Source organism: Pseudomonas sp. St316, assembly GCF_018325905.1.
GTDB lineage: Bacteria > Pseudomonadota > Gammaproteobacteria > Pseudomonadales > Pseudomonadaceae > Aquipseudomonas.
The window spans coordinates 6654859-6679693 of the sequence record NZ_AP021901.1 but is presented as its reverse complement, the minus strand read 5'-3'; the positions used below and the strand labels follow the sequence as shown (position 1 = coordinate 6679693).

At 61.1% G+C, this 24835-nt stretch carries 17 protein-coding genes; 6 read left to right on the top strand and 11 right to left on the bottom strand.

Annotation, left to right across the window (positions count from 1 at the left end; genetic code table 11):
* Window positions 1-7 precede the first annotated feature (7 nt).
* Genes tssM through KI237_RS29830 form a run of 3 tightly spaced genes read left to right on the top strand, consistent with a single transcriptional unit; the run spans window position 8 to window position 5102 of the window.
* A complete protein-coding gene (tssM, locus tag KI237_RS29840; RefSeq protein WP_212798195.1) occupies window positions 8-3451 on the top strand; it encodes a type VI secretion system membrane subunit TssM in 3444 nt (1147 codons plus the stop codon).
* Complete coding sequence (locus tag KI237_RS29835) at window positions 3451-4173, top strand: PP2C family protein-serine/threonine phosphatase (RefSeq protein ID WP_212798194.1); 723 nt, start codon at window positions 3451-3453, stop codon at window positions 4171-4173. Before tssM ends, KI237_RS29835 begins: the two co-directional genes overlap by 1 nt.
* The gene (locus KI237_RS29830) at window positions 4170-5102 is read left to right on the top strand and encodes a serine/threonine-protein kinase (RefSeq protein WP_212798193.1); all 933 of its coding nucleotides are present in this window, start codon (window positions 4170-4172) and stop codon (window positions 5100-5102) included. The genes KI237_RS29835 and KI237_RS29830 overlap by 4 nt, the downstream gene beginning before the upstream one ends.
* Window positions 5103-5349: 247 nt before the next feature.
* Here the strand turns inward: KI237_RS29830 and KI237_RS29825 are convergent, their stop codons facing one another.
* The 4 genes from KI237_RS29825 to KI237_RS29810 form a co-directional block, all read right to left on the bottom strand.
* Entirely contained in the window at window positions 5350-6015 is a 666-nt protein-coding gene (locus KI237_RS29825; RefSeq protein ID WP_212798192.1) for a hypothetical protein, read from the bottom strand.
* Entirely contained in the window at window positions 6012-10343 is a 4332-nt protein-coding gene (locus KI237_RS29820; RefSeq protein WP_212798191.1) for an RHS repeat-associated core domain-containing protein, read from the bottom strand. Before KI237_RS29820 ends, KI237_RS29825 begins: the two co-directional genes overlap by 4 nt.
* Window positions 10344-10677: 334 nt before the next feature.
* Window positions 10678-11112 carry a DcrB-related protein gene (locus KI237_RS29815; protein ID WP_212798190.1) on the bottom strand — a complete coding sequence of 145 codons (435 nt, stop codon included), beginning with the start codon at window positions 11110-11112 and terminating at the stop codon, window positions 10678-10680.
* 18 nt (window positions 11113-11130) lie between these two features.
* Window positions 11131-13062, bottom strand: a complete 1932-nt coding sequence (locus tag KI237_RS29810; protein WP_212798189.1) for a type VI secretion system Vgr family protein — start codon at window positions 13060-13062, stop codon at window positions 11131-11133.
* A gap of 248 nt (window positions 13063-13310) precedes the next feature.
* Here KI237_RS29810 and KI237_RS29805 point away from each other — a divergent pair, with 248 nt between their 5' ends.
* The 3 genes from KI237_RS29805 to KI237_RS29795 are packed head-to-tail and all read left to right on the top strand — an operon-like array spanning window position 13311 to window position 15609.
* A complete protein-coding gene (locus KI237_RS29805; RefSeq protein ID WP_212798188.1) occupies window positions 13311-13745 on the top strand; it encodes a DUF1795 domain-containing protein in 435 nt (144 codons plus the stop codon).
* 35 nt (window positions 13746-13780) lie between these two features.
* Entirely contained in the window at window positions 13781-15079 is a 1299-nt protein-coding gene (locus KI237_RS29800; RefSeq protein WP_212798187.1) for a PAAR domain-containing protein, read from the top strand.
* Window positions 15076-15609 carry a hypothetical protein gene (locus tag KI237_RS29795; protein WP_212798186.1) on the top strand — a complete coding sequence of 178 codons (534 nt, stop codon included), beginning with the start codon at window positions 15076-15078 and terminating at the stop codon, window positions 15607-15609. The genes KI237_RS29800 and KI237_RS29795 overlap by 4 nt, the downstream gene beginning before the upstream one ends.
* 149 nt (window positions 15610-15758) lie before the next feature.
* Here the strand turns inward: KI237_RS29795 and KI237_RS29790 are convergent, their stop codons facing one another.
* The 7 genes from KI237_RS29790 to KI237_RS29760 form a co-directional block, all read right to left on the bottom strand.
* Window positions 15759-17699: a type VI secretion system Vgr family protein gene (locus KI237_RS29790; protein ID WP_212798185.1), complete on the bottom strand. Its 1941-nt coding sequence runs from the start codon at window positions 17697-17699 to the stop codon at window positions 15759-15761.
* A 170-nt stretch (window positions 17700-17869) separates the two neighbouring features.
* Complete coding sequence (gene tssH / locus KI237_RS29785; protein WP_212798184.1) at window positions 17870-20560, bottom strand: type VI secretion system ATPase TssH; 2691 nt, start codon at window positions 20558-20560, stop codon at window positions 17870-17872.
* Entirely contained in the window at window positions 20553-21602 is a 1050-nt protein-coding gene (tssG, locus tag KI237_RS29780) for a type VI secretion system baseplate subunit TssG (protein ID WP_212798183.1), read from the bottom strand. Before tssG ends, tssH begins: the two co-directional genes overlap by 8 nt.
* Entirely contained in the window at window positions 21566-23425 is a 1860-nt protein-coding gene (gene tssF, locus KI237_RS29775) for a type VI secretion system baseplate subunit TssF (protein ID WP_212798182.1), read from the bottom strand. The genes tssG and tssF overlap by 37 nt, the downstream gene beginning before the upstream one ends.
* Window positions 23422-23934, bottom strand: coding sequence for a type VI secretion system baseplate subunit TssE (tssE, locus tag KI237_RS29770; RefSeq protein WP_003206934.1), 513 nt, complete (start codon window positions 23932-23934; stop codon window positions 23422-23424). The genes tssF and tssE overlap by 4 nt, the downstream gene beginning before the upstream one ends.
* The gene (locus tag KI237_RS29765; protein ID WP_212798181.1) at window positions 23928-24353 is read right to left on the bottom strand and encodes a hypothetical protein; all 426 of its coding nucleotides are present in this window, start codon (window positions 24351-24353) and stop codon (window positions 23928-23930) included. Before KI237_RS29765 ends, tssE begins: the two co-directional genes overlap by 7 nt.
* Complete coding sequence (locus KI237_RS29760; RefSeq protein ID WP_212798180.1) at window positions 24350-24805, bottom strand: T6SS effector amidase Tae4 family protein; 456 nt, start codon at window positions 24803-24805, stop codon at window positions 24350-24352. The genes KI237_RS29765 and KI237_RS29760 overlap by 4 nt, the downstream gene beginning before the upstream one ends.
* Window positions 24806-24835 lie beyond the last annotated feature (30 nt).

Below are 24835 nucleotides of genomic sequence, written 5' to 3'. Positions count from 1 at the left end.
AAGTGTCATGAAATTGCTTTTCAGGAAAACCGGTGCCTGGGTGCGCCAGACGTGGGTTTTGACGCTGCTGGCGGTGCTTTGCATCGCGTTGCTGGTGTGGTTCGCCGGGCCACTCCTGGCCGTCGATGACTACAAGTTCTGGGCAAGCCCGACGGCGCGGTTGCTGACCGTCAGCGTGCTTCTGCTGGGCTGGGGCCTGGCCATGGTTTTCGTCAATGGGCGCGGCGGCTCAAGCGCGAATCTCCAGCAAGACGCCCCCGAGCGGGTCCGGGTCTTGCATCAGGCCAGGATTGATGATGAGCAGCGCGAAGTGCGCTCGCGCTTCAAGCAGGCATTATCCACGCTAAGGTCCTCGAACCTTTATCCCGGCCGCAGCGAACGCTGGCGCAACGATCTGCCGTGGTATCTGCTGATCGGCCCGCCTGCCAGCGGCAAGACCCATCTGCTGGACTGCTCAGGCTTGGAGTTCCCTCTCAACAGGCTTGAGCGCAAGCCAATCGTCGACACGTCAGGCACCCGTTATTGCGATTGGTATTTTGCCGAGCACGCCGTGCTGGTCGACACTGCCGGGCGCTACCTGACCCAAACGGACAGTGATGTCGACAGCGGCGCCTGGGCCGTATTGCTCGAACTGCTGCGCAAGCGTCGCCGCAGTCGTCCGTTGAGCGGTGTACTGGTGACGGTACCGACCGAGGTCCTGTTGCTCGGCAGCGAGGATGAACTGACTACGCTGGCCCGCCAGATTCGTGGCCGCCTGCAGGAACTGCAACAGCGACTGCACGTCGATGTCCCGGTTTATCTGGTCTTAAGCAAAGCGGATGGCGTGCCAGGTTTCAATGAGTTCTTTGATTCGTTGACTCGCGAAGAAAACGACCAGGTACTGGGTGCAAGTTTCAGTCGGGGGCAGCGTGGCAGTGATGTGGCGGTGTTACGTGCCGAGTTCGAGGCGCTGCTGCATCGCCTCAACAGCCAGGTGATCATGCGCATGCATCCGGAGCGCGATCCGCTGCGTCGTAGCTGCATGCTTGATTTTCCTCACCAACTTGGACAACTCGGCGCCGGCTTGTGCCTGCTGGTCGAACAGGCATTTACCGGCAACGTCGGTACGTTGCGGGGCTTCTATCTGACCTGCGCATCGTCGCCAGACCGAACCAAAACCGCGCCCGGTGGGCGCTCGCGGTTCATTCATCATTTGATCAGTCGGGTAATTTTTCCGGAGGCCGATCTGACCGACCTCGTTCAGCGCGAGCGCCGTCGTCTCCGTTTGGGGCAACGAGCCTTGTATTTCGGGGCGCTGACGGTCATTGGCCTGTGTGGGCTGTTGTGGGCGAACGGTTTTTCGGCCAACCTCGAGCGACTGGATAGCTTGCGTACGCTGGCGCAACGCTGGGACCAGCGGCAATCAGTCCAGGCGAATGCTGATGACTGGACCGCGATGCTCGAATCACTGGATATCCGTTTCGAGGCCACCCAGGTTTTCCCACCCTACAGGGCGGTGTCTTTGCATGAACGCGTCGGCCTGTACCAGGGCGAGGCGAGCAACCTTGCGGTGACCGACGCCTACGAGCGTGAATTACAGGAGCGACTGTTGCCGAAGGTTGCGCAGAGGCTGGAAGCGCATGTCCGCAACAACTGGGATGACCGTGGGCAACTGCTCAACGGCTTGCGCGCGTACTTGATGCTGGGCTTGCAAGAACGCCGCGATATTGTCTGGCTCAAGGATTGGCTGGCCAACGATGGGGCACTTCGTTACCCCGGCAACGCGGCACTACAGGAGAGCCTGAATGCCCACTTCGGGCGCCTGTTGGAACTGCCCTTTATCCATGCTCTCAACGAACCGCTGGTAGCCCAGGCCCGGGAGGCCCTTCGTCGTGAGTCCTTGGCTGCCGTCGTGTACAGAATGCTGCACGAACAGGCCAGCCATCTGCCGCACTATCGACTCGGCCAACACCTGGGCTCACAAGGCGTGCTGTTGGTCGGCACTGATCGTGTGATCCCTGGTTTCTATACCCGCGAGGGTTACGAACGCTACTTTTCGGTCCAAGGTGCGGCACTGGTCACCGAATTGCTGCGGGACAACTGGGTCCTGGGTGAAGGTGAGGGCCTCAGCGGCATGGACATGCGTCGTCTGATGGTCGAACTCGAACAGCTGTATTTTCGTGACTATGCCGACCATTGGAGCGAAGCGGTTGGCCAGGTCACCCTGCAAACCATCAGCCATGCGGCTGAGGGCGCCGAGCAACTCGCGGGGCTGACTTCGGCTCATTCACCGATTTTGCGGATGCTGGTGCAAGTGCGCGAAAACACTCAACTACGGGCGGTTGCCGAGCAACTCGACGAACTGACGCAGGCGGCCGGGAAGGGCGAGCATGCCGTTACAAAGCTCGCGGCTGTGGCAGGGAAAGCCTCTGCGTCCCTAACCGAACATCTGCCGGACACCGCGCAAAAATCCTTGCGACGGCGTTTCGAGCCGCTGCATCGCCTGCTGGATGGAGAGGGTGGGCCCACGGCTGATCTGATCCAGGCCTTGCGGGCCCTTGATGAGGTGCAATTGCAACTGGCGAACCTGGCCCGAGCCAGTGCACCGGAACAAGCGGCGTTCGAACTGGCCAGGCACCGCATGGGCGGCCAGCGCGATGCGTTGAGTCACCTGCGCGACGCGTCTACCCGCCTGCCGCGGCCGATCAGTGCTTGGTTCAACGTGATGGCCGAGGACAGCTGGCGCTTAGTGCTCAATGATTCTTATCGTTATCTGAACCAGCGTTATCAAAGCGAGCTGTACAGCTTTTACGGCAAGGCGATCGACAAGCGATACCCGTTCAGTGCCCACAGTGCCAGCGACGTCGCGCTCAATGATTTCCGGGAGTTCTTCAAGGACCAGGGTATCGCCGATCGATTCTTCGACAATTACATGCAGCCCTTCGTCAGCGGCTCTACGGGACACTACCGTCTGCGCAGCATCGACGGTCAGAGCTTGCCGATGTCCCGGGTCTATCTCGAGCAGATGGCGACAGCGCATACCATTCGCCGGAGCTTTTTCGCCGAAAACCCGGCCGAGCCGCAAGTGCATTTCAAGCTTGAGCCGTACACCCTGGACCCGGCAGTAAGCCGTTCTGAATTTCGCTTTGGTGACCAGAGGCTTGAATACCGCCACGGGCCGATACTGCCGGAGGCGTTTGTCTGGCCAAGCGATGCGCAGAATGGTCGAACCGCCCTGGTGCTGGAAAAAATGGTGGGGCGAGGCGTGGGCGTCGAGAAAAATACCGGGCCGTGGTCGCTGTTTCGGTTGTTCGACTTGATGCAGAGCGAATACCTGACCGGGCGCGATGTACGCGTGTTGAAGGCGGACCTGGGTGGCCTGCGTGCCAATTATTTGCTGACGAGCCAGCGCACACCGAACCCTTTCGACATGAGCGTGCTCCGCACATTTCGCCTGCCGGTGCAGCTTTAATGGAGGCCTGTCCCTGGTACAGCGCCGCACGTACGGACCCTGGCAAGGCCCGGTCACGAAATGAGGATGCTTTTCTCGACTGTCCACAACAGGGAATGTGGGCGGTGGCCGACGGCATGGGGGGCCACTTTGGCGGTGACATCGCCAGCCAGATGATCGTTGCCAACCTGACGGAACTGCCATTGTACCGGGACTTGGGAGAACGTTCGAAAGCGGTGCGTCAATGCCTGCGCTGGACCAACCGAAGACTGAGCCAGGAGCTTACCGTCACCGAAGAGCATTCCGGCATTATCGGCAGCACAGTGGTAGCACTGCTGCTGGAAGGAAACCGCGGGGTCTGCATCTGGGCTGGGGACAGCCGTTGTTACCTTTCGCGCGATCGACGATTGTACCAACTGACCAAAGACCACTCACTGCAACAGCAACTGATCGACAGGCAACACATCAGCCGAGATGAGGCCTGTGCCCACCCTGCGGCCAAGGCACTGACCCGCGCGGTCGGTGCCGCGCCGGAGTTGACGCTGGAGGTACTGGAGTTGGATGTTCACCCGGGTGATACGTTTTTGCTGTGCAGTGACGGCTTGTACCAAGGCCTTGGCACAGAAACCCTTTGCAGAGCCTTGGGCCTGGCTTCGCCCCGTAGGGTGTTGGAGCGTCTCTTTGACGACGTTCTGAGCGGCGCGGCGCGGGATAACCTGACGGCCGTGGTGGTTCGCCCGTGAGTGAGGAGGGTAGCCACCCCACGTATTTCGCCTTCGCCAACGCTGCGTCCGTGGTGACATCCACCCAGCGTTGCATCAGCGAAACACCGGATATACTCGCAGGGCGCTATCGCCTGGAGCGCTTGCTTGGTGCTGGCGGCATGGGTGTTGTTTACCGCGCGCGGGATCTGCTGCATGAACAGTACGCTGATCCTGACCCGTACCTTGCCTTGAAAATGCTCAGTGAAGCATTCGACGAGTCACCCGATGCGAGTGCGCTGCTCTATAGCGAATTCGCTCTGACGCGACGATTGCATCATCCGAATATTTTGCGCCCCTACGCCTTCGAAGTGGATGCACCCCAACGACGGGCCTTCATCACCATGGAGCTGATGCGTGGCCTGACCTTGGACAAACTACTGTGCGAACGCCCCCTCGGGTTACCTTGGCCTGAGCTGAAAGCTATAGCTGTGCCGCTGCTCGATGCCCTGGCTTACGCCCACAGCCGTGGCGTACTGCACGGCGACATGAAACCGAGCAACATCATGTTGAGCGAAGAAGGCCTGCGCCTGTTCGATTTCGGTTTGGGCCTGACCGAGGAAGGGCATTCGCAGCGTCTGCCAAATCTGAATCGTGAACGTCTTAACGCTTGGACGCCCGGTTATGCGGCGCCTGAACTGCTTGAAGGTGCGCCTCTGTCAGCGGCTGCCGACGTCTATGGCGCGGCTTGCGTTCTATATGAACTGGCGAGCGGCAAACACCCATTCCGACGCTTACCTTCCACCCAGGCGCGCGATGCCCGGTTGGAACGCTCACTCAAGGCGCCGCGCAGTCTGCCCAGGCGTTGCTGGCCGGCGCTGCGAATGGCACTGACGTTTGATCCGGGGCAGCGGCGCATGGGTGCGGCTCGGTTGCGTGATGCTTTGGGTGGTGTTTCGTCCTGGTGGTAAAGGGTATGCATTGCATCTGGGAATTTATCGAATCCATCGCCTCGCCGCTTCTGTAGGGGCTGGCGAAGCCTGCGATTTTTTGATATTACGCTTGAGATTCAAGTGCCTGGGGAAAGATCGCAGGCTCGCTTCGCTCGACAGCTCCAGGCGTGGCCCAGCCGGGGCAAGCTCCCTCGCCACGTGATCTGTGTTTCGGATCAGGCCCTGTGGTGTTGGCTCGATCGGCATTTCGCCCTTTGGACAGCTGTCAAAGCTTGTCCAAGCTAGAAACCGTCGTGGTGTAGAAGGCCACGCCCGATTTGTCGATGACCTTGATTCTGCCGCCTTCTTCCTTGAGGTCTTTGAGGTACGGACCGAACGCTATTTCGTCGGGTGCGGTTCGCAGAATTTCTTTGTCGAGTACTGCTGTGTCTTTCCTCAAGACCTTAAGGTTCATGAGGAAGCAGTCGATGGTTAACTGGCACTCCAGGGCGCAGACATAGTCAGACCCTTTTATTTTTTTCTGCTTGAAGGTCCACTCGTTTTTATAGTGGTTGCGGCGGAACTCATCCATTGCGTTTTTCAGCACATCAAGGGGCAAGGCAATGTGTGGGCGGCATTTTTCCAGGCCTTCCAGCAACAGTTGTATAAAGAACTCATTGAGCTCGTTGACCGATGTGCATTTTTTATACTGTTCGGTATCCAGGCTGACATTGACGATGAGCGCGCCGCTGGAGTTTACATAGGGCTCATCGACGGCTTGGCGGGTGCCGACAAAGCAGATTTTCTTGAAGTTCGGCGTTTCGAATTTTTCTGCACTCAGGTGGCGCTCAAGAAAATTGCAGATCGAGCGGCTTTGGTCGCGAAACGGATGAATAATTTCGTCGCTGAATTCGCCCAAGTCGGGGTACAGGTAGATTTCTTTTAAGATCATGGTCTTGAATGCCTCGCTGGGTCTAGTTCCTGCCTGCGTCTATTCGCGTTTCTTCGCTCCCAATGCTCGATTTTCCAACGAGCACCTGGGCCGGCCGGCACTTTTTTGATGACTCTGGATTCGTAACGTCCCGTGTTCCCCGGTTCGTTGTTCCATTTCCTCACCTGGGTCTCGGCGCGAACGGATTTTCCGTTTGTTTTTATCTTGCCGCCACTCACGCCGGTTTTGGCGACTTTACCCGTGCGCGTGTCCACGATCTCGTAACCATGTTGCGGTTTGCGACTGGTTTTCGAGTTGCCGTGGCAGGACCAGCCCCACGGGTCTATCCAGCCGAGCGGGTTGGGAGCGAATTGATAGAGGTTGACTCCGCCCAGCAGTTCAATGGGATCGGGTGTCGTGAATCGCCCGATATCCGGGTCGTAAAAACGAAACGTGTTGTAGTGCAGGCCTGTCTCTCGGTCCAGGTACTGGCCTTGGAAGCGCAGGTTCTGTTCTTCGACGTAGTGAGGCTCACGTATTTCCTCAAAGGTGTTGCCCCACACGCGGTAGCGCGCTTGCCAAACGATGTCGCCCTTGGCGTCCGAGAGCTGCTCGGGTAACCCGTTCTGATCATTGTGATAGTAGTGAATATTCTGTTGAGCACCGATGCCATCCACTCGGGCGATGGGCTCGTGGCTGTTCGTGTCATAGAGATAGACGCTGCGCTGGCTGTTTTTTTGTTCTTGAAGCAGCCGCAAACCGTCCCATATGAAGCGTGTTTCACCCAGTGGATAACCACGACTGTCATGTTCGATTTTTGCCGTCCGACGACCCAGTGGGTCATAGGTCATCCTGACGACCGTATCTCGAGAACCACTGCGGTTATGCACCTCGATCAAACGGTGTTCGGCATCGTAGGCAAAGCGTTGCACCAGATGGCCACCGCTGCGTTTTTCGATCATCCGGCCAAAGGCATCGTAACGATAACGCTTGTCCTGATAGGTCAGTAATTTGTTATGCACCACCAGCCCGGCGCCGAGTTGTGGGCCATCTAGCAAGTTGGCGGCAGCATCGTAGGCGAAGGTTTCGCTCGGGCCTTGGACATTGTCTTGGCTGGCGAGAATGCGCCCCGTCGCATCGTAGTGCAGCAGCCGTTGGCGATCACCGCTGGGCGTCTGCTCGAGGCGACTGATCAGATTGTCGTTGGGGTCGTAGTTGAATTTTTTCTGCGCCACGGGCGGCAATAGTGTCGACTGGTCCGCATGACGTAGCAGGCGCGAACGCACACGTCCGCCCCGGTCATATTCGCTACGGGTGATGAGTCGTCCCTGAGTGCGAAGGACTTCACGGTGCAATCGATCGCGCTCGAAATCACTGATCAGTTGGCCGTCAATGTTGAGCTGGTGCAGATGGCCGCTGCCGTAATAAAGCCGATTGAGTTGACGACCGTCAGGTAGCTGCGTTTGTATCAGGCTGCCCAGCTCATCGTATTGATGCCGCAAGCGGCCAGCCGAACTTTGCTCTTCCAGCAGTTGGCCGAGGGCGTCGTAGGCGAAGCTCAGGTTCTGTTGGTTGCCCTGAGGGTCTGTAAAGGTGACGGCAATGAGTTGGTCCACTGCGTCGTAGGTGTACTCGGTTCGGCCGTCTACCGTCACTTTGCCAATCAGCCGCCCGGCAGCATCTCGTTCAAGGTGATGAATGATGGGCTCTATCGGTACGTTGGATACCAGCGCCATACCGTTGCCAAAAGGGGCAGGGTGGTGGGCCTCGGCAATGGCGTTATTCAGCCCATCGTAGGCATAACGTCGAGCGCTGCCATCCAGGTCTTGTTGCTCGATCATCCTGTCGCCAGCGTCCCAGGCGAATCGATAGCTTTCCCCATTTTCGTTGGTTAGGGCCTGGAGGCGTCCATAAGCGTCGTAGCTGAATTGAACCGACCGTCCGAGGGTGTCGATGCGTTGGCGAACTTGCCCGCGACCATCACGCTGATAGACGGTGGTGTGGCCGGACGCATCAATGTAGTGGGAGAGTTGGCCGCTTGCGTCGCGCACGTATTGCTCGACGCGGCCATCGGGCAACTGGTAACGCAGCAGGCGGCCACGGGAGTCATGTTCATAGACTGTGCGTTCGCCAAGCGCATCTGTGATGACTTGTAGATAGCCGCGATGGTCATAGCTGAACTTTGTCGAATACCCGGAGCAGTCAATATGTTCAGCCAGACGCCCCAGGGTGTTCCAGCGCAAGGTGTTGCTTTTGCCGGCGGGGTCGACAATTTCTGTGATCTGGCCGTGAGCGTTGTAGCGATAGCGGGTGACGAGGCCCAAAGGGTCCGTTTCGCGAATGCAATTGCCACGGCGATTGTATTCGTATCGCCAGTTGTTGCCGGCGGCGTCGGTTTCTACTAGCGGTAACGACCAATGATCGAGCCATAAGACGGACTCAATGCGCCCGAGCGGGTCACTGGATTGGCTGAGATTGCCAGCCTCGTCATAAGCATATGCGTAGCTCCCGCCCTGTGGATCGGTGGCACTGAGCAACTGGCGCTCATCGTTCCACTGGAACAGCCACGTCTGGCCGAGGTTGTCGCTGAATTGGGTGATCTGGTGCTGGCTGTTCCATTGCCGGGTGCTGACCCGCTGCAGGCTGTCAGTGATGCGGGTGGTGCCGGCGGTGAGGTCATAGTCGAACTGGTAGGCGTCGCCTTCGTCGGTCCAATGCCGCACCACGCGCCATTCCTGGTCGTCGATCAAGGCCCATTCGTAGAAGCAGTGCAGGCCGGTGGGCAACTGGTGCTCGACCATCCTTTGCCCGGCGTCATAGCGGAAGCGCCGTTGCACCTGGCCGGTGGCGTCGCGTACTTCAGTCAGGCTGCCCAAGGCGTCGTAGGTGTAGCTGACCAGCACTTCCCGGGGTTGGTCGGGGTAGAGGCGTTCGATCTGGGTGACGCGTTCCTGTTCGCGCACCAGCTCGACCTGCACCAGATCGAACGTATCGCGCAGCCGCACCAGGCGTCCGGCGTCGTCGTAGTCGAGGTGGATGCGGTTGTCGTTGCGGTCACCCAGTTGGCTCAGGCGCAGGTGTGATGGGTTGGTGGGCGACGGTTCGAACAAACGGTACAGGCCGTCGTCGCTTTCGATCAGCAATTGCCCGCTCACATGACGGCGCACGGCCAAACCTTCGCCGGCGCTGAACACCGCGCCGCCCAAGGGGATGGAGCCCATGTCGATGGGCCGGCCCTGTTCGTCGGTGTAGACCAGGGTTTCGCCGCCCTCCGGGTGGGGCAGGATCTCGACGCAGACTTCGTAGGCCACGCTCCAGCCGGCGCCGAACAACGTGTCGCGGCGTTCGTCGCGGCTGTTGTACACGCGCTGCCAGTCAATCGGCAGGAGGCCGGGCAAAACGAAATCCAGGTCCTCGTCACCGCCCAGTACCTTGGCGCCCGTGGCGGCATGCACCGGGTTCGACGAACCCATGGCGGCGTTGGCGGCCGCGTTCGCCGCGCTGCTGGCGGCCATGGACACCGCGCCGCCGACCAGCATGCACGGCAACTTGCTGAAGAACTTGCCCTTGCCGCCCTTGAGCATCAGCAGTGCGGTGACCGCCAGGCCGACGCCCGGGGTCTTGCCGCTGCGAATCTCGCGCACCACCACCGAGCCGCCGCCAATGGTCACGTTGGGCGAGATCAGCCCGGCCGAGACCACCGTCGCATCGCAGGTGCTGCGGTCGCCGCTGCGTACGGCGGGCTGGCCGTTGATGGTGACTTTGTCCGAACCTTCGGCCATGAACTGCGGTGGCATCGGCGGATGCTTGGTGCAGATGACCAGGTCTTCCGGCTTGGGCACGGCGCCGGGAGCGGGCACGGCGACGGTAGGGCGCCACATCTGCGAGAAGAACTCCCCGGCCATGTCCAGGTAGCTGGGTTCTTCTTCAGGCGTGGGCGCTTGCAGCTCGGTGCCGGCCGGGGCAACGTGGGATTCAATCGCTCCGGCGGCGCGGGCGGCCGGAATGTTGTTGGTGAGGGTGTCCTTGGAGCCGGTGAGGATGTTGGCCTGCACCGTGGGCGGAAAGAGGGCGTTGCCGATGCCCTCGCATAAATTGCTCAGGCCTTTGTCGGCCCCGGTCTTGCTCATCGCAAGGCCGACGACGGTGCCCACCACCAGGCCGAGGACGAAGCAGCCCAGGCCGCCGGTGACGACGGTGATGCCCGTGGCCGCGACCACGGCGGCGGTCGCCAGGGCGGTGATCGCAATGTTGGCCGCCACCTCCAATACGCCGCCAAGGATGTCGGCCATCATCGAGGTGTGGTTCAGTGCATCGCCCAGGCGGGCGGCCCAGAGCGCGTCAGACATGCAGGGTGCTCAGGCTGGCAGAGTGACTGGGGGCCGTGGGTTCAAGCAATTTGATGCCTTCCATTGCGCCAATGTCCTTGTGGGTTACGGCATGCTCATTAATGCCATTTTCAGGCGCTTGATCAGCTTCGGTTTGTTCAGACAGTCGGCGGGACATATTACCCAGAGCGGGCGCTTTTTGTTCCCTCCCCACGGCCCTTCTTCAACCTCCCAACCATCGCAAACCCTGTGGGAGCGAGCTTGCTCGCGATGGGGCCCGATCAACCGACCTCATCAGTGATTGGCCCACGGCTATCGCGAGCAAGCTCGCTCCCACAGGGATGTGTGGTGGCTGTCAGGATGGGGTGTCAAACACCAGCGAACCCTTGATCGTCGCCCAATGCGCCGCTTCGGCATCGCCCAGTTTCTCGGCTTTGACATAGCTCAGGGCAAGCATCTTGCGAGTGCCGGGCAGTACCAGCGCGAGCTGATATTGGAAAACCTTTTCGTTGCCCTTGTTGAATTGGCTGCGCAACTCGATGGCCTCGACTTCCTGGTGGGCGCCCACGCGCACGGTGGCGCCCGGTTGGCAGCGCAGTTGCTGGACCTGTTTTTCCAGGCGCTTGAGCTGGTCGTCGAGGTTGCTTTGCAGGGTTTCGCCCTCGGCCAGCAGGCTGCGGCTGACGATCAAGGAGGTGCCCAACTCGGGGAACTTGAGAATGTTGATCGTCGCGTCCAGCAACTCGCTTGGCGGCAGCTGGAGCTGGAATTCATTGAGGCGATAAGTCATGGCGCATAAATCTCGAAGTTAGCCCTTGGGGAACGCGGCGCTGATGTTGGCATCGATGCTGCCCTTGACGCCTTGGCCGTCCGGCGTGGCACCGGGGCCGCCGCCGTTGTTCAGGTGCAGCACGCCGCCGGTGTTGAACTCGGCATCGCCGCTGGCGTAGAAGCTGATCTGCACGCCGGTCAGGTTGATCTGGCCGCTGGCGTTGAGCTCCAGGATGCTTTCACCGCACACCAGGCGCAGGTTCTCGCCCACTTCGATAACGTAACTCTGGCTGATGCTGTCGGTCTTGCGCTGGCCCACCGAGAGGATGTCCTCCTGCTTGACGATGCGCAGGCGGTTGTTGCCGATGGTCACCGTTTCGTTGTGGCCGATGCTTTTGTTGCGGTCGTGGCCCACCGAGTGGCTCTCATCCACCTCGACTACGATGTCCTGGTTGCGCTCGGCATGGATGTACAACTGCTCGGCGCCTTTCTTGTCTTCCATGCGGATTTCGTTGAAATTCGCTGGCGTGCCGCCCTTGCTCGAACGGCTTTTCATGCCGCTCTGGGTCGCGTTTGCGGGCAGGTCGTAGGGCACGGTCTGTTCGGCGTTGTACACGCGGCCGGTGATGATTGGCCGGTCCGGGTCGCCTTCGAGGAAGCTGACGATCACTTCCTGGCCGATGCGCGGAATTTGCATCGAGCCCCAGTTTTTCCCGGCCCAGGATTGCGACACCCGAATCCAGCATGAGCTGTTCTCGTTGGATTGGTCGTGCCGGTCCCAGTAGAAATGCACCTTCACCCGGCCGAATTGGTCGGTCCAGATTTCCTCGCCCTTGGGGCCGACCACCAAGGCAGTCTGCGGGCCCTTGACGATCGGGCGATGAGTCGTCGCCAGTGGGCGATAGCTTTGCTGGGCGTCGATGCAGGTCAGGCTGCTTTCGAATTGCGCGGTTGGCGCGCCGCCACCGGTTTCGCCGCTTTCCTGGGACAGGTAATAGCGAGCGCCGACGATCAGGTATTCGCGGTTCTGGTCCTGGCGGCTGAAGCCGGTGAGGCTGAACAGATGCCCCGAGCCCAGGCCTCGGGCATTGCCGGCCAGTTCGACTTGCTCATGCAGGGTCTGCAAGGCCTCGATGCGCGTGCGGGCGTAGTGCTCGCCGTCGGCGCTTTGCACGTAGGTGCCGGGGTAATCGTAGAGCGGATAGTCGCCAGCGGTGTGTGGGCGCGGCATGGCCGAACGCACGTCGATGCGCGCGCTGGGGCGCTGGAAGTCGTAGTCGTTGAGCTCCAGCGAACCGGGCTGGACTTCCTGGGCCAGGTGCCAGTCGTGGATGTGGTCGCGCTCGCGTTGCTGCTCGTTCTTCGGGTAGTACGGCACCGAGCCGTAGCCGGGGGCCGTGGTGTGGGCACCATAGGCATCCGCCAGCACCAGCACATGCCGGCCCTGTTCATGGCGGAAGAAGTAGTAGATGCCTTCCTGTTCCATCAGGCGGCTGACGAAATCGAAGCTGGTCTCGCGATACTGCACGCAGTATTCCCACTCGCGGTAGGGGCGACTCAAGGCGTCTTCGAAATCGGAAAAACCCAGGTCGCGGAACACCTGTTTGATGATCTGCGGAATGGTCAGGTTCTGGAAAATCCGGCAATCGGAGGTGCGGGTCAGCAGCCACAACCACGGCCGAAGCGTGGCCTGATAACTGGCGAACTGGCCCTGGTCGACGTTCTGGCTGCAACGGGCGACGATGCCATGGAAATACCGCTCACCACCGCCATCGAGCTGCAGGCTCACGCACATGGGCTTGCCGAGCAACTGGTTGAGGTCGATGGCGTTGTCCAGCGAGTGCAGTTGCAACTCGTAGTTGAACAGCCTTCCTAATTCTTCGCCACCGCCCATGTCTTTGAGCAACAGCACCTCAGGTCCCAGGGGGCTGGTGATCTTGGCCAGGCGTGTGGCTTGGTTGAATAGCATCGGTTGTCCTTATCGCTGCCGCAGTCCATTTGACGCTGCGCAAGATTGCCGGCTTTTGACGTTGAAGATCAAGCGATCGCGCCCTTTGACAGCGCGTGCACAGGCATGAAATCGCCAGAGTAGTGACGCTGATCGCATAATGTAGTTCGTTACTTGGGGTAGAGGAACCCGGTTCTTGATTGTTACCAGGCATTACTTGAATATCTGCTCCTTCGCGCGTCACCTCACGTCCATGGAAAGCGATTACTGTGACCTCTTACCGCATTCAAGAAGCCGATCTCGAAATCCCCGATGCCTGGCAGGACCAGAGCATCAATATTTTCAAGCTGCCGGCAGTCGGTCCTGCTAAAGAAGCCAGTTTCGTCATCAGCCGCGATGCCAGCCAGGGCGATGCTCCCTTTGCAGAATACGTCGACCGCCAGCTCAAAAGCGCAGAGCAGCAATTGCCGGGCTTCAAGCTGGTTCAGCGTTGGGACACGGTGCTGCAGGGCCACACCACCACGTTGCTGGATTACACCTGGCAACGCGAAGGGCGCGAACTGATGCTGCGCCAGGTGTTCATCGAGCGTAAGCCGTCGGTGCTGATCACCACCTTGACCACCACACCGAGTGATTTCGCCCATCATGAGCCGGCCTGGAAGCTGGCGATGCATTCGTTCAAGCCACAGCCGCCCATCGCCTGAGCATCGATACATCCCACTGAGTACTCATACACATCATGGATGCACAGGCAGCAGCACGTCTGGGTGACGAAATAGCCCATGGCTTCGGATTGGCCGCGATGGTCGCCGGAGCCGTGGCCGGTGCCTTGATCGGCGCCGCGGTCGTTGCCGCGACCGTCGCCACGGGCGGCGTTGCGCTGGCGATCATGGCCGGCTCGATTGCGGCTGGCGGCTTGTCGATGTTCCAGATCGTCAAGGGCCTTTCCACCATCTTCAACCTGCCCGAGCCGACCACGGGGGCGTTGATAATGGGCAGCTTCAACGTCTACATCAACGACCGCAACGCCATGAGGGCGGGCGAAGACGTTTCGTCTTCCTGCACCGGGCTGCCGATGAACCATCCGATCTGGCCTTTCCCGGTGCTGATCGCCGAAGGCAGCGCCACGGTCTTCATCAACGGCAAACCGGCGGCGCGCTTGCACAGCAAAATGGTCTGCGGTGCCCACATCAAGACCGGCAGCCCGAATACGTTCATCGGTGGGCCGACGGTGTCGGTGGCGTTTGTCCTGGATCTTGAAGGGTGGATGCATACCGGGTTGGAAGCGTTGGGAATGTTGGCCATGGGGGGCGCAGCGATTCTTGCCGCCATGGCTGGCGTGGCCGCTTTAGTCGGTTTCGTGGTGATCGGCGGCACGATGATGGCAGGCATGGCCTTGCTGGGGGATCTGGGGGATCGCTTGGGGCCGGGTTACCGGGATCTGCTGCAGGGCGTCGCGGGAATGGCGCTTCTGGGCCTGGGGCCGAAGATGGCGAAAATCGGGGCTGCGCCGAAACCCCGCACGGTGAGCTTCAAACCGGGCCACACGTCGGACGATATCGCCGGGATACCCAAGTTCAGCCGCCCGAAGGACCCTGCCGATTACCTCGAGGCGTCCTATATCGACAAGCACCTCAAAGTCTTCCAGGATGAAGGCGGCGCGTTCCTGTTTACGCCCGATGATATCGCCAACCCCATGTATCAGACCTTCAGCCCTAATAAATACGTCATGGCAAAGTCAGATCTGCACGGTGTGGTGGCTGAATTCAAAAAGACCGGCGACGTTTCACTTCTGGAGTCTGCCTTGGGCTATGACCCGGGCAGCCTGGCCGGCAAGGAGGTCTACATGATGGACTTGAGCAACCCCAAGGTGGTCATGCCAACCGGCAACGAATATGGGGCGAACCCGCTCTGGCGTCCTGGCGGCCTGACCCATCCTGGCGGTATGCGCGAAGCGGTCATGGACAATGTGGGCATCCCGCATCAGAACGACATCAATTTCCTGCTCGCGAACCCGGATGTAGTGAGAATCCAATGAGTGCCAACCTGGACAACGTATTACTGCTGGCCCTGGCCAACGACGAGCTGGATAAATTCCTCGTCGGCGAGCCGTTCTACTTTCAAGAAGCCCAGAACGACAACGCAGAACCGCAGAACGTCGTCGCGGCGTTCGATCAACTGGTGCTGCGTTACTGGCAAGAGACCCGCGACCCCCAGTTTCCTGGGCGCTTTGTCGCGGCTTTGCTCAAGATCCTCGCGACCTACCCTGATCGTAATCGGGCAATTTATGTCGCGGCGGTGTGGGTCTGGTACTACCGGTTTTGCCTAAGCAAAAAGCAGGCACAACCCGAGGGGCTTTATGCCGACCTGTTCGAGATCGATATGGGGGCCGTGGCGCTGGCCCTCCAGCGGCAGCTTGAGCTCAACAAGGCTGAGCTTGTTCAGGACACACGGTGGGCGGGCGCCAGTTGGAACAGCCAGAACGGCCTGTGGAGCCCGCTGATGCGCACGGCCCTGGTCGTCCGGGATAAGCTGGGCGGCCCTGACTTCGTGCCGGCCAATCTCTAAGCTGGACGAGCTGCTGATCAGCTAAGGCAGTCGACAAACCCGTGGCGAGGGAGCTTGCTCCCGCTGGGCTGCGTAGCAGCCCCTTTTGGTGAGCGCTTCGCACTCAAGCGGGAGCAAGCTCCCTCGCCACGGATGATTCGACTGGGCAATCAGTGCTTGGCCTTGGTCGGGAACAACGCTTTTACTGCCGCATCGATAACACCCTTGATACCCTTGCCCTTGGCATCCACTTCGCCGGCGCCTCCAGAGTTGAGGTCCAAACGCCCGCCGGTGTCGATGTTGCCATTGCCACTGGCGTAGATGTTGAACGCGGTGCCCGAGATGTTGATCTCGCCACTGGCATTGAACTCCAGCACGCTTTTGCCGCACACCAGTCGAATCTGCGAGCCCGCCTCCATGAGGTACTGGCTCGCGACGCTGTCGCTCTTGGTTCCGCCGACGATCAGGGCATCGTTGCGCTGCACTGCCCGCAGTCGGTCTTGGCCAATCCGTGCGGTTTCGTTGTGGCCGATGCTTTTGTTGCGGTCGTGACCCACCGAATGGCTCTCATCCACCTCGACCACGATGTCCTGGTTGCGCTCGGCGTGGATGTACAACTGCTCGGCGCCTTTTTTATCTTCCATGCGGATTTCATTGAAATTCGCCGGTGTGCCGCCCTTGCTCGAACGGCTTTTGGTGCCGCTCTGAGTGGCATTGGCGGGCAACGCATAGGGCACGGTTTGTTCGGCGTTATACACGCGACCGGTGACGATGGGTCGGTCCGGATCACCTTCGAGGAAGCTGACGATCACTTCCTGGCCAATGCGCGGGATCTGCACCGAGCCCCAGTTCTTGCCGGCCCAAGCCTGCGACACACGAATCCAGCATGAGCTGTTCTCGTTGGATTGGTCGTGCCGGTCCCAGTAGAAATGCACCTTCACTCGGCCGAATTGGTCGGTCCAGATTTCCTCGCCCTTGGGGCCGACCACCAGGGCAGTTTGCGGACCCTTGACGATCGGGCGATGAGTCGTCGCCAGCGGGCGATAGCTTTGCTGGGCGTCGATGCAAGTCAGGCTGCTTTCGAATTGTGCCGAAGGCGCGCCGCCGCTGGTTTCGCCGCTTTCCTGGGAAATGTAGTAGCGAGCGCCGACGATTAGGTATTCGCGGTTCTGGTCCTGGCGCGTGAAGCCGGTGAGGCTGAACAGATGCCCCGAGCCCAGGCCTCGGGCATTGCCGGCCAGTTCGACTTGTTCATGCAGGGTCTGCAACGCTTCGATGCGGGTGCGGGCGTAGTGTTCGCCGTCGGTGCTTTGCACGTAAGTGCCGGGGTAGTCGTAGAGCGGATAGTCGCCAGCCGTGTGTGGGCGTGGCATGGCCGAGCGTACGTCGATGCGTGCGCTGGGGCGCTGGAAGTCGTAATCGTTGAGCTCCAGCGAACCGGGCTGGACTTCCTGGGCCAGGTGCCAGTCGTGGATGTGGTCGCGCTCGCGCTGCTGCTCATTCTTTGGGTAGTACGGCACCGAGGCATAGCCAGGGGCCTTGGTGTGGGCGCCATAGGCGTCCGCCAGCACCAGCACATGCCGGCCTTGTTCGTGGCGGAAGAAATAATAGATGCCTTCCTGCTCCATCAGGCGGCTGACGAAATCGAAACTGGTCTCGCGGTACTGCACGCAGTATTCCCACTCGCGATAAGGCCGGCTCAGGGCGTCTTCGAAATCGGAAAAGCCCAAGTCGCGGAACACCTGCTTGATGATCTGCGGAATGGTCAGGTTCTGGAAAATCCGGCAATCGGAGGTGCGGGTCAGCAGCCACAACCACGGCCGAAGCGTGGCCTGATAACTGGCGAACTGACCTTGGTCGACGTTCTGGCTGCAACGGGCGACGATGCCATGGAAATACCGCTCGCCACCGCCATCGAGCTGCAGGCTCACGCACATGGGCTTGCCGAGCAGCTTGTTGAGGTCGATGGCGTTGTCCAGCGAGTGCAGTTGCAACTCGTAGTTGAACAGCCTGCCTAACTCTTCGCCGCCGCCCATGTCCTTGAGCAGCAGCACCTCAGGTCCCAGGGGGCTGGTGATCTTGGCCAGGCGTGTGGCTTGGTTGAATAGCATCGGTTATCTCATCGTTGTAATGGCTGCGCCGCTGATTGCCTGAAGACACTGGAACAACTGTGGGAGCGAGCTTGCTCGCGATGGCTGCCGATCATTCAACATCAAATTGAATGGCCTACCGCTATCGCGAGCAAGCTCGCTCCCACAGGGTTTTACAGTGTTCCCTACCGTCAGGCCGCGTCGCTGAAGTCGTATTGCAATTCGTTATCCACGGCGCGGATGTGCACCCCGGCCAAGGCCTTGCCTTCGAGCATGCGGGTCAGGAACTCGCGGCTCATGTCCGGCAGCAGGCTGTTGGTCAGGATGGTGTCGATCATGCGTCCGCCACTTTCGGTTTCGGTGCAACGCGAGACGATCAGGTCGATCACCGCGTCGTCGTAGTCGAAGGCGACTTTGTGGGTGCTCTCCACGCGCTTCTTGATGCGGTTGAGTTGCAGGCGGGTGATTGCCTTGAGCATCTCGTCGCTGAGCGGGTAGTACGGAATCGTCACCAGACGACCCAACAAGGCCGGCGGGAAGATTTCCAGCAACGGCTGGCGCAGGGCCTTGGCGATTTCTTCTGGCTCGGGCACGTTCTGCGGGTCTTTGCAGACCTTGGCAATCAACTCGGTGCCGGCGTTGGTGGTCAGCAGGATCAAGGTGTTCTTGAAGTCGATCACCCGGCCTTCGCCGTCCTCCATCACGCCTTTGTCGAACACCTGGAAGAAGATCTCATGCACGTCCGGGTGGGCCTTTTCCACCTCGTCCAGCAACACCACACTGTACGGTTTGCGCCGCACGGCCTCGGTCAGCACGCCGCCTTCGCCATAGCCGATGTAGCCCGGTGGCGCGCCCTTGAGGGTGGACACAGTGTGGGCTTCCTGGAACTCGCTCATGTTGATGGTGATGACGTTCTGCTCGCCGCCGTACATGGCTTCAGCCAAGGCCAGGGCGGTTTCGGTCTTGCCCACGCCGGAAGTACCGGCAAGCATGAACACACCAATTGGCTTGCTCGGGTTGTCGAGGCCGGCGCGGGAGGTCTGGATGCGCTTGGCGATCATCTGCAAGGCATGGTCCTGGCCGATGATGCGTTTTTTCAGGTGCTGGTCGAGGTTGAGCACGGTTTCCAGTTCGTTGCGGGCCATGCGGCCCACCGGGATACCGGTCCAGTCGGCAACCACCGAGGCCACGGCCTGGTAATCCACGGTCGGCAGGATCAACGGGGTTTCGCCTTGCAGGGCGGTCAGGCGCTGTTGCAGGTCCACCAGTTTCTCGCGCAGGGCGTGGCTTTCGTTGTTGGACGCTTCGCTGTTGTCTTCGCTGTCCACCACGCCGACGCGCTCGCGCAGGGTGGCGCGGGTGGCGAGCAGTTCGTCCACCAGGGTTTTCTCTTCGGCCCAGCGGCTTTCCAGCTCGGCCAGGCGCTCGCGCTCGGCGCTGAGCAGGTTTTCGCTCTGGGTCTGGCGGCTGCCGATGACCACGCCAATCGCGTGTTCACGGGCGATGATTTGCAGCTCGGTTTCCAGCGCTTCGATGCGCCGACGGCTGTCGTCCACTTCGGCCGGTACGGCGTGCAGGCTGATGGCGACGCGGGCGCAGGCGGTGTCCAGCAGGCTCACGGATTTGTCCGGCAGCTGGCGCGCGGGAATGTAGCGGTGGGACAGCTTGACCGAGGCTTCCAGGGCTTCGTCGAGGATCTGCACCTGGTGGTGTTTTTCCATGGTCGACGCCACGCCGCGCATCATCAGCAGGGCCTTGTCTTCCGACGGCTCGGCCACCTGCACCACTTGGAAACGACGGGTCAGGGCCGGGTCTTTTTCGATGTGCTTCTTGTACTCGGCCCAGGTCGTGGCGGCCACGGTACGCAAGGTGCCACGGGCCAGCGCCGGTTTGAGCAGGTTGGCCGCGTCGCCCGTGCCGGCGGCGCCACCGGCACCCACCAGCGTGTGGGCTTCGTCGATGAACAGGATGATCGGCTTGGGCGAGGCCTGGACGTCTTCGATAACCTGGCGCAGGCGCTGTTCGAACTCGCCTTTCATGCTCGCGCCGGCCTGCAACAGGCCCACGTCGAGGCTGCGCAGTTCCACGTCCTTGAGGGCTGGCGGCACGTCACCGGCAACGATGCGAAGGGCAAAGCCTTCGACCACGGCGGTCTTGCCCACGCCGGCTTCACCGGTCAGGATCGGGTTGTTCTGCCGGCGGCGCATGAGGATGTCCACCAGTTGGCGGATCTCTTCGTCACGGCCGACGATGGGGTCGAGCTTGCCGCTGCGGGCCTGTTCGGTGAGGTCGACGGTAAAGCGCTTGAGGGCTTCCTGTTTGCCCATGGCGCTAGGGGCCATGGCGCCGCTGGCTTCGCCCGGCACGGCACCGGCATTGAAGCCGTCGCTGGCGGTCAGGGCGTTTTCCGGCGAGTCGCCGACGTATTCGTCAAAGCGTTCACTCAGGGCTTCGGCCTTGACCTTGTCGAACTCCGACGACAAGCCCAGCAGCGCGTGGCGCAGGCTCGGCGTCTTGAGAATGCCCAGCACCAGGTAACCGGTGCGCACCTGGCTTTCGCCGAACATCAGGCTGCCGTAGACCCAGCCGCGTTCCACGGCTTCTTCCACGTGGGAGGACAGGTCGGTGATCGAGGTCGAGCCCCGTGGCAGGCGATCCAGGGCTTCGGTCAGGTCACGGGCCAGGCGCGCCGGCTCGATGTTGAACTGGCGGATGATGCGGTGCAGGTCCGAGTCCTGCAGTTGCAGCAACTGGTGGAACCAGTGGGCCAGCTCCACATAGGGGTTACCGCGCAACTTGCAGAACACGGTGGCGGCTTCGATGGCTTTGTAGGCCACGCTGTTGAGTTTGCCGAACAACGCGGCGCGACTGATTTCACCCATGCTCATGGCTCCTTGAGGTCTGTGAGGTGTTGGCCTGTTCGGCGTAATGCCGGGCCAGTATTAAATCGTTGGCATCTGTTTCGGGGCGGCCCAGCCAGGTGTTGAAACCCAGGCGGAAACGACCATTGAGTTGCAGTGCCGGGACTTCGGGCTGTTCCAGGACCAGGTTCAGGTCCCAGTCCAGTTCATGGCCCAAGTATTCGGCGACCCAGGCCACCAGCTCGTTGAACGGTTGGCTGCCGGGCAGCATCCCCATGTAGTCAACGAGCTTGAGTGGCCCCAGGCGAATGCGGAATTTGTGCTGGCGATCCCACACGAAGCGGCCCAGGCAGAAGTCCACACCCAGCTGGGCGTTGACACCGACGCGGCTGCGCTCCGGCAGTTCCAGCCACTGGCCGACGTATTCTTCGATCTCCACCGGCAGGCCGAAGTACTCGCCGAGGATGGCCTTCAAACCATCCGGGTAGCGGGTTTGTGCGGCCAGGTGACCGCTGTAGTGCAGCTTCGCCGTATCGGGAATCAGCCCTTGGTTGAGCAGGCTCGGCATGCCCCGGCCGCTGAGTGCCGCCAGGCGCGCCGACCAATAGTCATCGTCCGGGCGGTCGTGGCTGACCGTGGGTCGTGCTTCGGCCCAGGCCCGGTAGAACAGGCTGAGCAGGCGATGGTGAAACACATCGAGGAAGCGTTTGCTGGTGCTGTCGGCGTTGTTGCGCTGGCGTTCGCGCACGTATTCGGTGATGTGCAACGGCATCGGGCCGTTGGGGCCGCCGAGGCCGAAGAAAAATTGCTCCAGGCGTGCCGGCGTACCATCGCTGCCCGGTTGCACCGAGGCGAGGGTGGCCGGGGCGAAGGTGCATTCGGCCCGTTGCCCGAGGCGCAGCGGGTCGTCGGCCAGGCGCAGGGAATGGCCCAGGCGCGGCAGCTCGGGGGATTCGCACTCGATGCGCCGCAACGCCTGGAAGAAATCGTATTCCCAGGGTTCCTGGTGCATCGCCTCCAGGGTACTCACAGGGTCGGACGACGTCCGGGCTTGGCTTTCCATCGCATGATCTCGCCGCGTTCGGTGGTACGGATCACCGTCTCGGTAAAACTGTTGATCGACACATAGCGTGCCAGGAAACGTTCGAACACGGCGCCGAGCAGGAACACCCCGGTGCCGCGAAACGCGTTTTCATCGAATTCCAGGGTGATTTCCAGGCCACGACCAAACACGATCGGGCCGGGCATCGGCAGGCGCCGGGTGCAGGCTTTGCTGCTGACTTCGCGCAGGCCTTCGATCTGCAATTGCAGTGCAGCGTCGTTGCTGTCGCCGTACAGGCGCAGCAGTTCACGCAGGGCAGCGGCGCCTTGGCCTTGCTCACTGAGGGACAAATAATTCAGCGAGAGCTGGCTGATCAAGCGCCAGGCCTTGGCGTCGTGGGCATGGCTGGCCCGTGGGCGACTCGGCCCGGCCACGCAGCGCACCGCGCCCACCGGGGCACTGTCGGCCAGGGTGAAGTCGGTCTTGCCATTGCCCACGCTCATGAACAGCGGCAGGTCGCGGTTGGTGCACAGCGCGGTCACGCCCAGTTGGCGCAGGTCGTGGCGATAAGGCGCTTGCTGGCTGTCCACCAGGCTGACGAAGGTTTCGCTGCCGATGTAGGTCGAGCGCGGGCCGTTGCGACGCTGGTCGCTGGACAACACGCGCGGTTCGCGCCGTACCGTGTAATAGGCCTGGTCGCGGCCATAACGGGACGGATCGCGCACGGCGTAGAACGGCAGGAACGGCTGTTCCGGCCCGGTGCCGTGGCCGGTGAGGCCGTTGAGCGAATGCACTTCGAAATCCATCGGCCGGGTGCGGTCGGCGATCACGTGGTGTTCGTTGACCCGATCCGACAAGTGAATGCGATCCAGGCGCTTGGGGAACAGGTTGATGGCCGGGGTACAGAACGGCAGGAACTGCGCAGCGCCGACGCTGCCTTCCAGGCTCGGATCGTGACGGTCGAACAGCACGATCAGCTCCAGTTCCTGACCGTCACAACGCTTGACCGCGCGACTCAGCTGGGTGAAGTCGACAAACAGGAAACGGTGGGGCAGGGCGAAGTATTCCTGCAACAGGCGATAGCCCTGGAAGGCTCGCGGCACCACCGGCAGCGCGGCGTCGGCATCGTCGAAGCCGCGCGAGCGCAGCGCATCCTGTGGCAGCCGCTCCACCCAGTCGCCGCCGGGCTTGCGGGCGAACACCGCGCAGGCATTGCCCAGCAATTGTTCGTAGAGGCGGAAAGGCTGTTCGTCGGCACCGCTCAAGTACAGCGGCAGGTTGTCCAGGGCCAGGCTGTTGAACGGCAGTTCGGCGCCGGTGCGCAGGGTCAGGCGCAGGCCGGCCTTGGCTTTCGGCTCGCTGGCGGCCAGGCGCCCGAGCACGGCGGACGGGTTGCCGAAGTACTCGGCCTGGCTGACCTGCAACGGCCACAACGTCACCGCGTGGGCGGTGCGGTACTCGCAGCAGGTCTGGGTTTCACGCCCCAGGGCGGCACGCAGGACGGTATCGCGCGGCAGCGGGAAACCACTGCTCAGCGAGCCTTCGTCCGGGTCGGCCTGCAATTGCACCACGGTCATCGACGGCGTCGGCGCCAGGTAATGCGGGTAGGCGATTTCCAGCAGGTTGTGGGTGAAGGTCGGGTACTCGGCGTCGAGCTTGAGCTGCACCCGTGCCGTCAGGTAGGCGAAGCCTTCCAGCAGACGCTCGACATACGGGTCGGCGCAGTCCATGCCGGACAAGGTCAGCCGACTGGCGATCTTCGGGTATTCCTTGGCGAACTCCGCCGCGCTTTCGCGCACGTGGTGCAGTTCCTGGTTGTACAGCTCCAGCAGGCGTGGGTTCATGAGCGTCTCCGCTGGTCGGCGTTGACCACGCGCACATGGCCGGTTTCCAGGTCCAGGTCGGTTTGCAGCATCAGGCGCAGCGGCACTGGCTGGGCCCAGAGATCGCCTTCGATCTCGAAACTCAACGCGTTGTGGTTCATCTCGGCCGTTGCCCGGGCCCGCACCCGCAGGGTGTGGCGCAGGATGCGCGGTTCGAAGGTGGCAATGGCCTGGTGGATCAAGGTTTCCAGGGCCGAGACGTCGACGTTCGACGCGCTGTTGCCGGCCAGTGCCGGCAGGCCGAAATTAACCACCGACGTGCCCGCTGGGGTATGCAGCGTGGCATCGGCGCTGAGCAAGGAGGTGGTGTTGAGCAGCCACGCCAGGTCACGCAGCACCGAGGCTTTCAATTGGGTCAGGGAGAGCACGCGCTTGTCGGCGCTTTCCTTGGGGTTGGTCGGATCGTCGTCGGTCAACCGGTCCAGCAGGGACGGTTGCAGGCGATCGCGGGTGGCGATTTCGGTTACCACGTAAAGGGTGCTACGTACATTTTCTGGTCTCCGCCGGAGCCGCAAGACGCATATCGGCTGACCGGTCCTGCCTCAAAACCTGTCGGCATCTGACGAATAGCCTGCATTTTGCTCAGGCAATCACGGCTGGGGGCCGGCATGTGTTCGCTACGCCAGACCGCAAATATGGGGGTGTTGTTGAACATTTCTACGCGCAGTTTTTGCTGTTTATCCAGGCTGAAGCCGCACGGCCATTCCATGTCCAGCTTCATGCGGCTCTGGTCGGGTTTGACCAAGGTGCATTGACCCTGATCGTCAACCAAGCTGAGTGGTTGGCCGACGAAAACGGCCTGGGTCGTCGGCGTCGCGGCCTGCTCGGCGCAGGCGCTCAGGCTCGATAACAGGCAGCCAGCCAATATCGCGCAGTGAACCTTGGTCATAAGAGCTCCCAGAACCAGATCGCTCGTGCGCGATAGCCGGGGTCGTCATAGCCGAGGGTCAGGCCGCGGTTCCAGAGATCGATATGATCGCCGGTACGACTGTCCGAAGACTCGCCCAGTTGCTGGAAACAATCCTTGAAAAAGATCAGCCCTTTCTTGTCCACCAACTTACGGCGTTCTGCTGCGCTGCCGCCGAGAATCAATGGACGCCCCAAGTGATGTTTCCACAGCCAGTTCGCCAGCGATTCGGCGCCCCTGGCGTGTTCGTGCGCGCACTTGGGTTCGGTATAAGTGGATTTGTTGACCTTGATGGTGAGCTCGGCATTGAGCGCGATGCTCATGCGGATAGCGCACTGGTTCGGCCACGGCCCGTCGCAGGGTTTTGCGTCGGGATAGGTCGCCAGCAGATCGGAATACGCTTTCCACAAATTGATAAACGCAGGCTTGGCCATGACTCAGATACCACGTGGGAAAGAATTGGA

Bases quoted from the DNA above. Each gene is read 5' to 3' on its own strand.
- tssM (WP_212798195.1), top strand. From the start codon at position 8: ATGAAATTGCTTTTCAGGAAAACCGGTGCCTGGGTGCGCCAGACGTGG.
- KI237_RS29835 (WP_212798194.1), top strand. From the start codon at position 3,451: ATGGAGGCCTGTCCCTGGTACAGCGCCGCACGTACGGACCCTGGCAAG.
- KI237_RS29825 (WP_212798192.1), bottom strand. From the start codon at position 6,015: ATGATCTTAAAAGAAATCTACCTGTACCCCGACTTGGGCGAATTCAGC.
- KI237_RS29820 (WP_212798191.1), bottom strand. From the start codon at position 10,343: ATGTCTGACGCGCTCTGGGCCGCCCGCCTGGGCGATGCACTGAACCAC.
- KI237_RS29815 (WP_212798190.1), bottom strand. From the start codon at position 11,112: ATGACTTATCGCCTCAATGAATTCCAGCTCCAGCTGCCGCCAAGCGAG.
- KI237_RS29810 (WP_212798189.1), bottom strand. From the start codon at position 13,062: ATGCTATTCAACCAAGCCACACGCCTGGCCAAGATCACCAGCCCCCTG.
- KI237_RS29800 (WP_212798187.1), top strand. From the start codon at position 13,781: ATGGATGCACAGGCAGCAGCACGTCTGGGTGACGAAATAGCCCATGGC.
- KI237_RS29795 (WP_212798186.1), top strand. From the start codon at position 15,076: ATGAGTGCCAACCTGGACAACGTATTACTGCTGGCCCTGGCCAACGAC.
- KI237_RS29790 (WP_212798185.1), bottom strand. From the start codon at position 17,699: ATGCTATTCAACCAAGCCACACGCCTGGCCAAGATCACCAGCCCCCTG.
- tssH (WP_212798184.1), bottom strand. From the start codon at position 20,560: ATGGGTGAAATCAGTCGCGCCGCGTTGTTCGGCAAACTCAACAGCGTG.
- tssG (WP_212798183.1), bottom strand. From the start codon at position 21,602: ATGGAAAGCCAAGCCCGGACGTCGTCCGACCCTGTGAGTACCCTGGAG.
- tssF (WP_212798182.1), bottom strand. From the start codon at position 23,425: ATGAACCCACGCCTGCTGGAGCTGTACAACCAGGAACTGCACCACGTG.
- KI237_RS29765 (WP_212798181.1), bottom strand. From the start codon at position 24,353: ATGACCAAGGTTCACTGCGCGATATTGGCTGGCTGCCTGTTATCGAGC.
- KI237_RS29760 (WP_212798180.1), bottom strand. From the start codon at position 24,805: ATGGCCAAGCCTGCGTTTATCAATTTGTGGAAAGCGTATTCCGATCTG.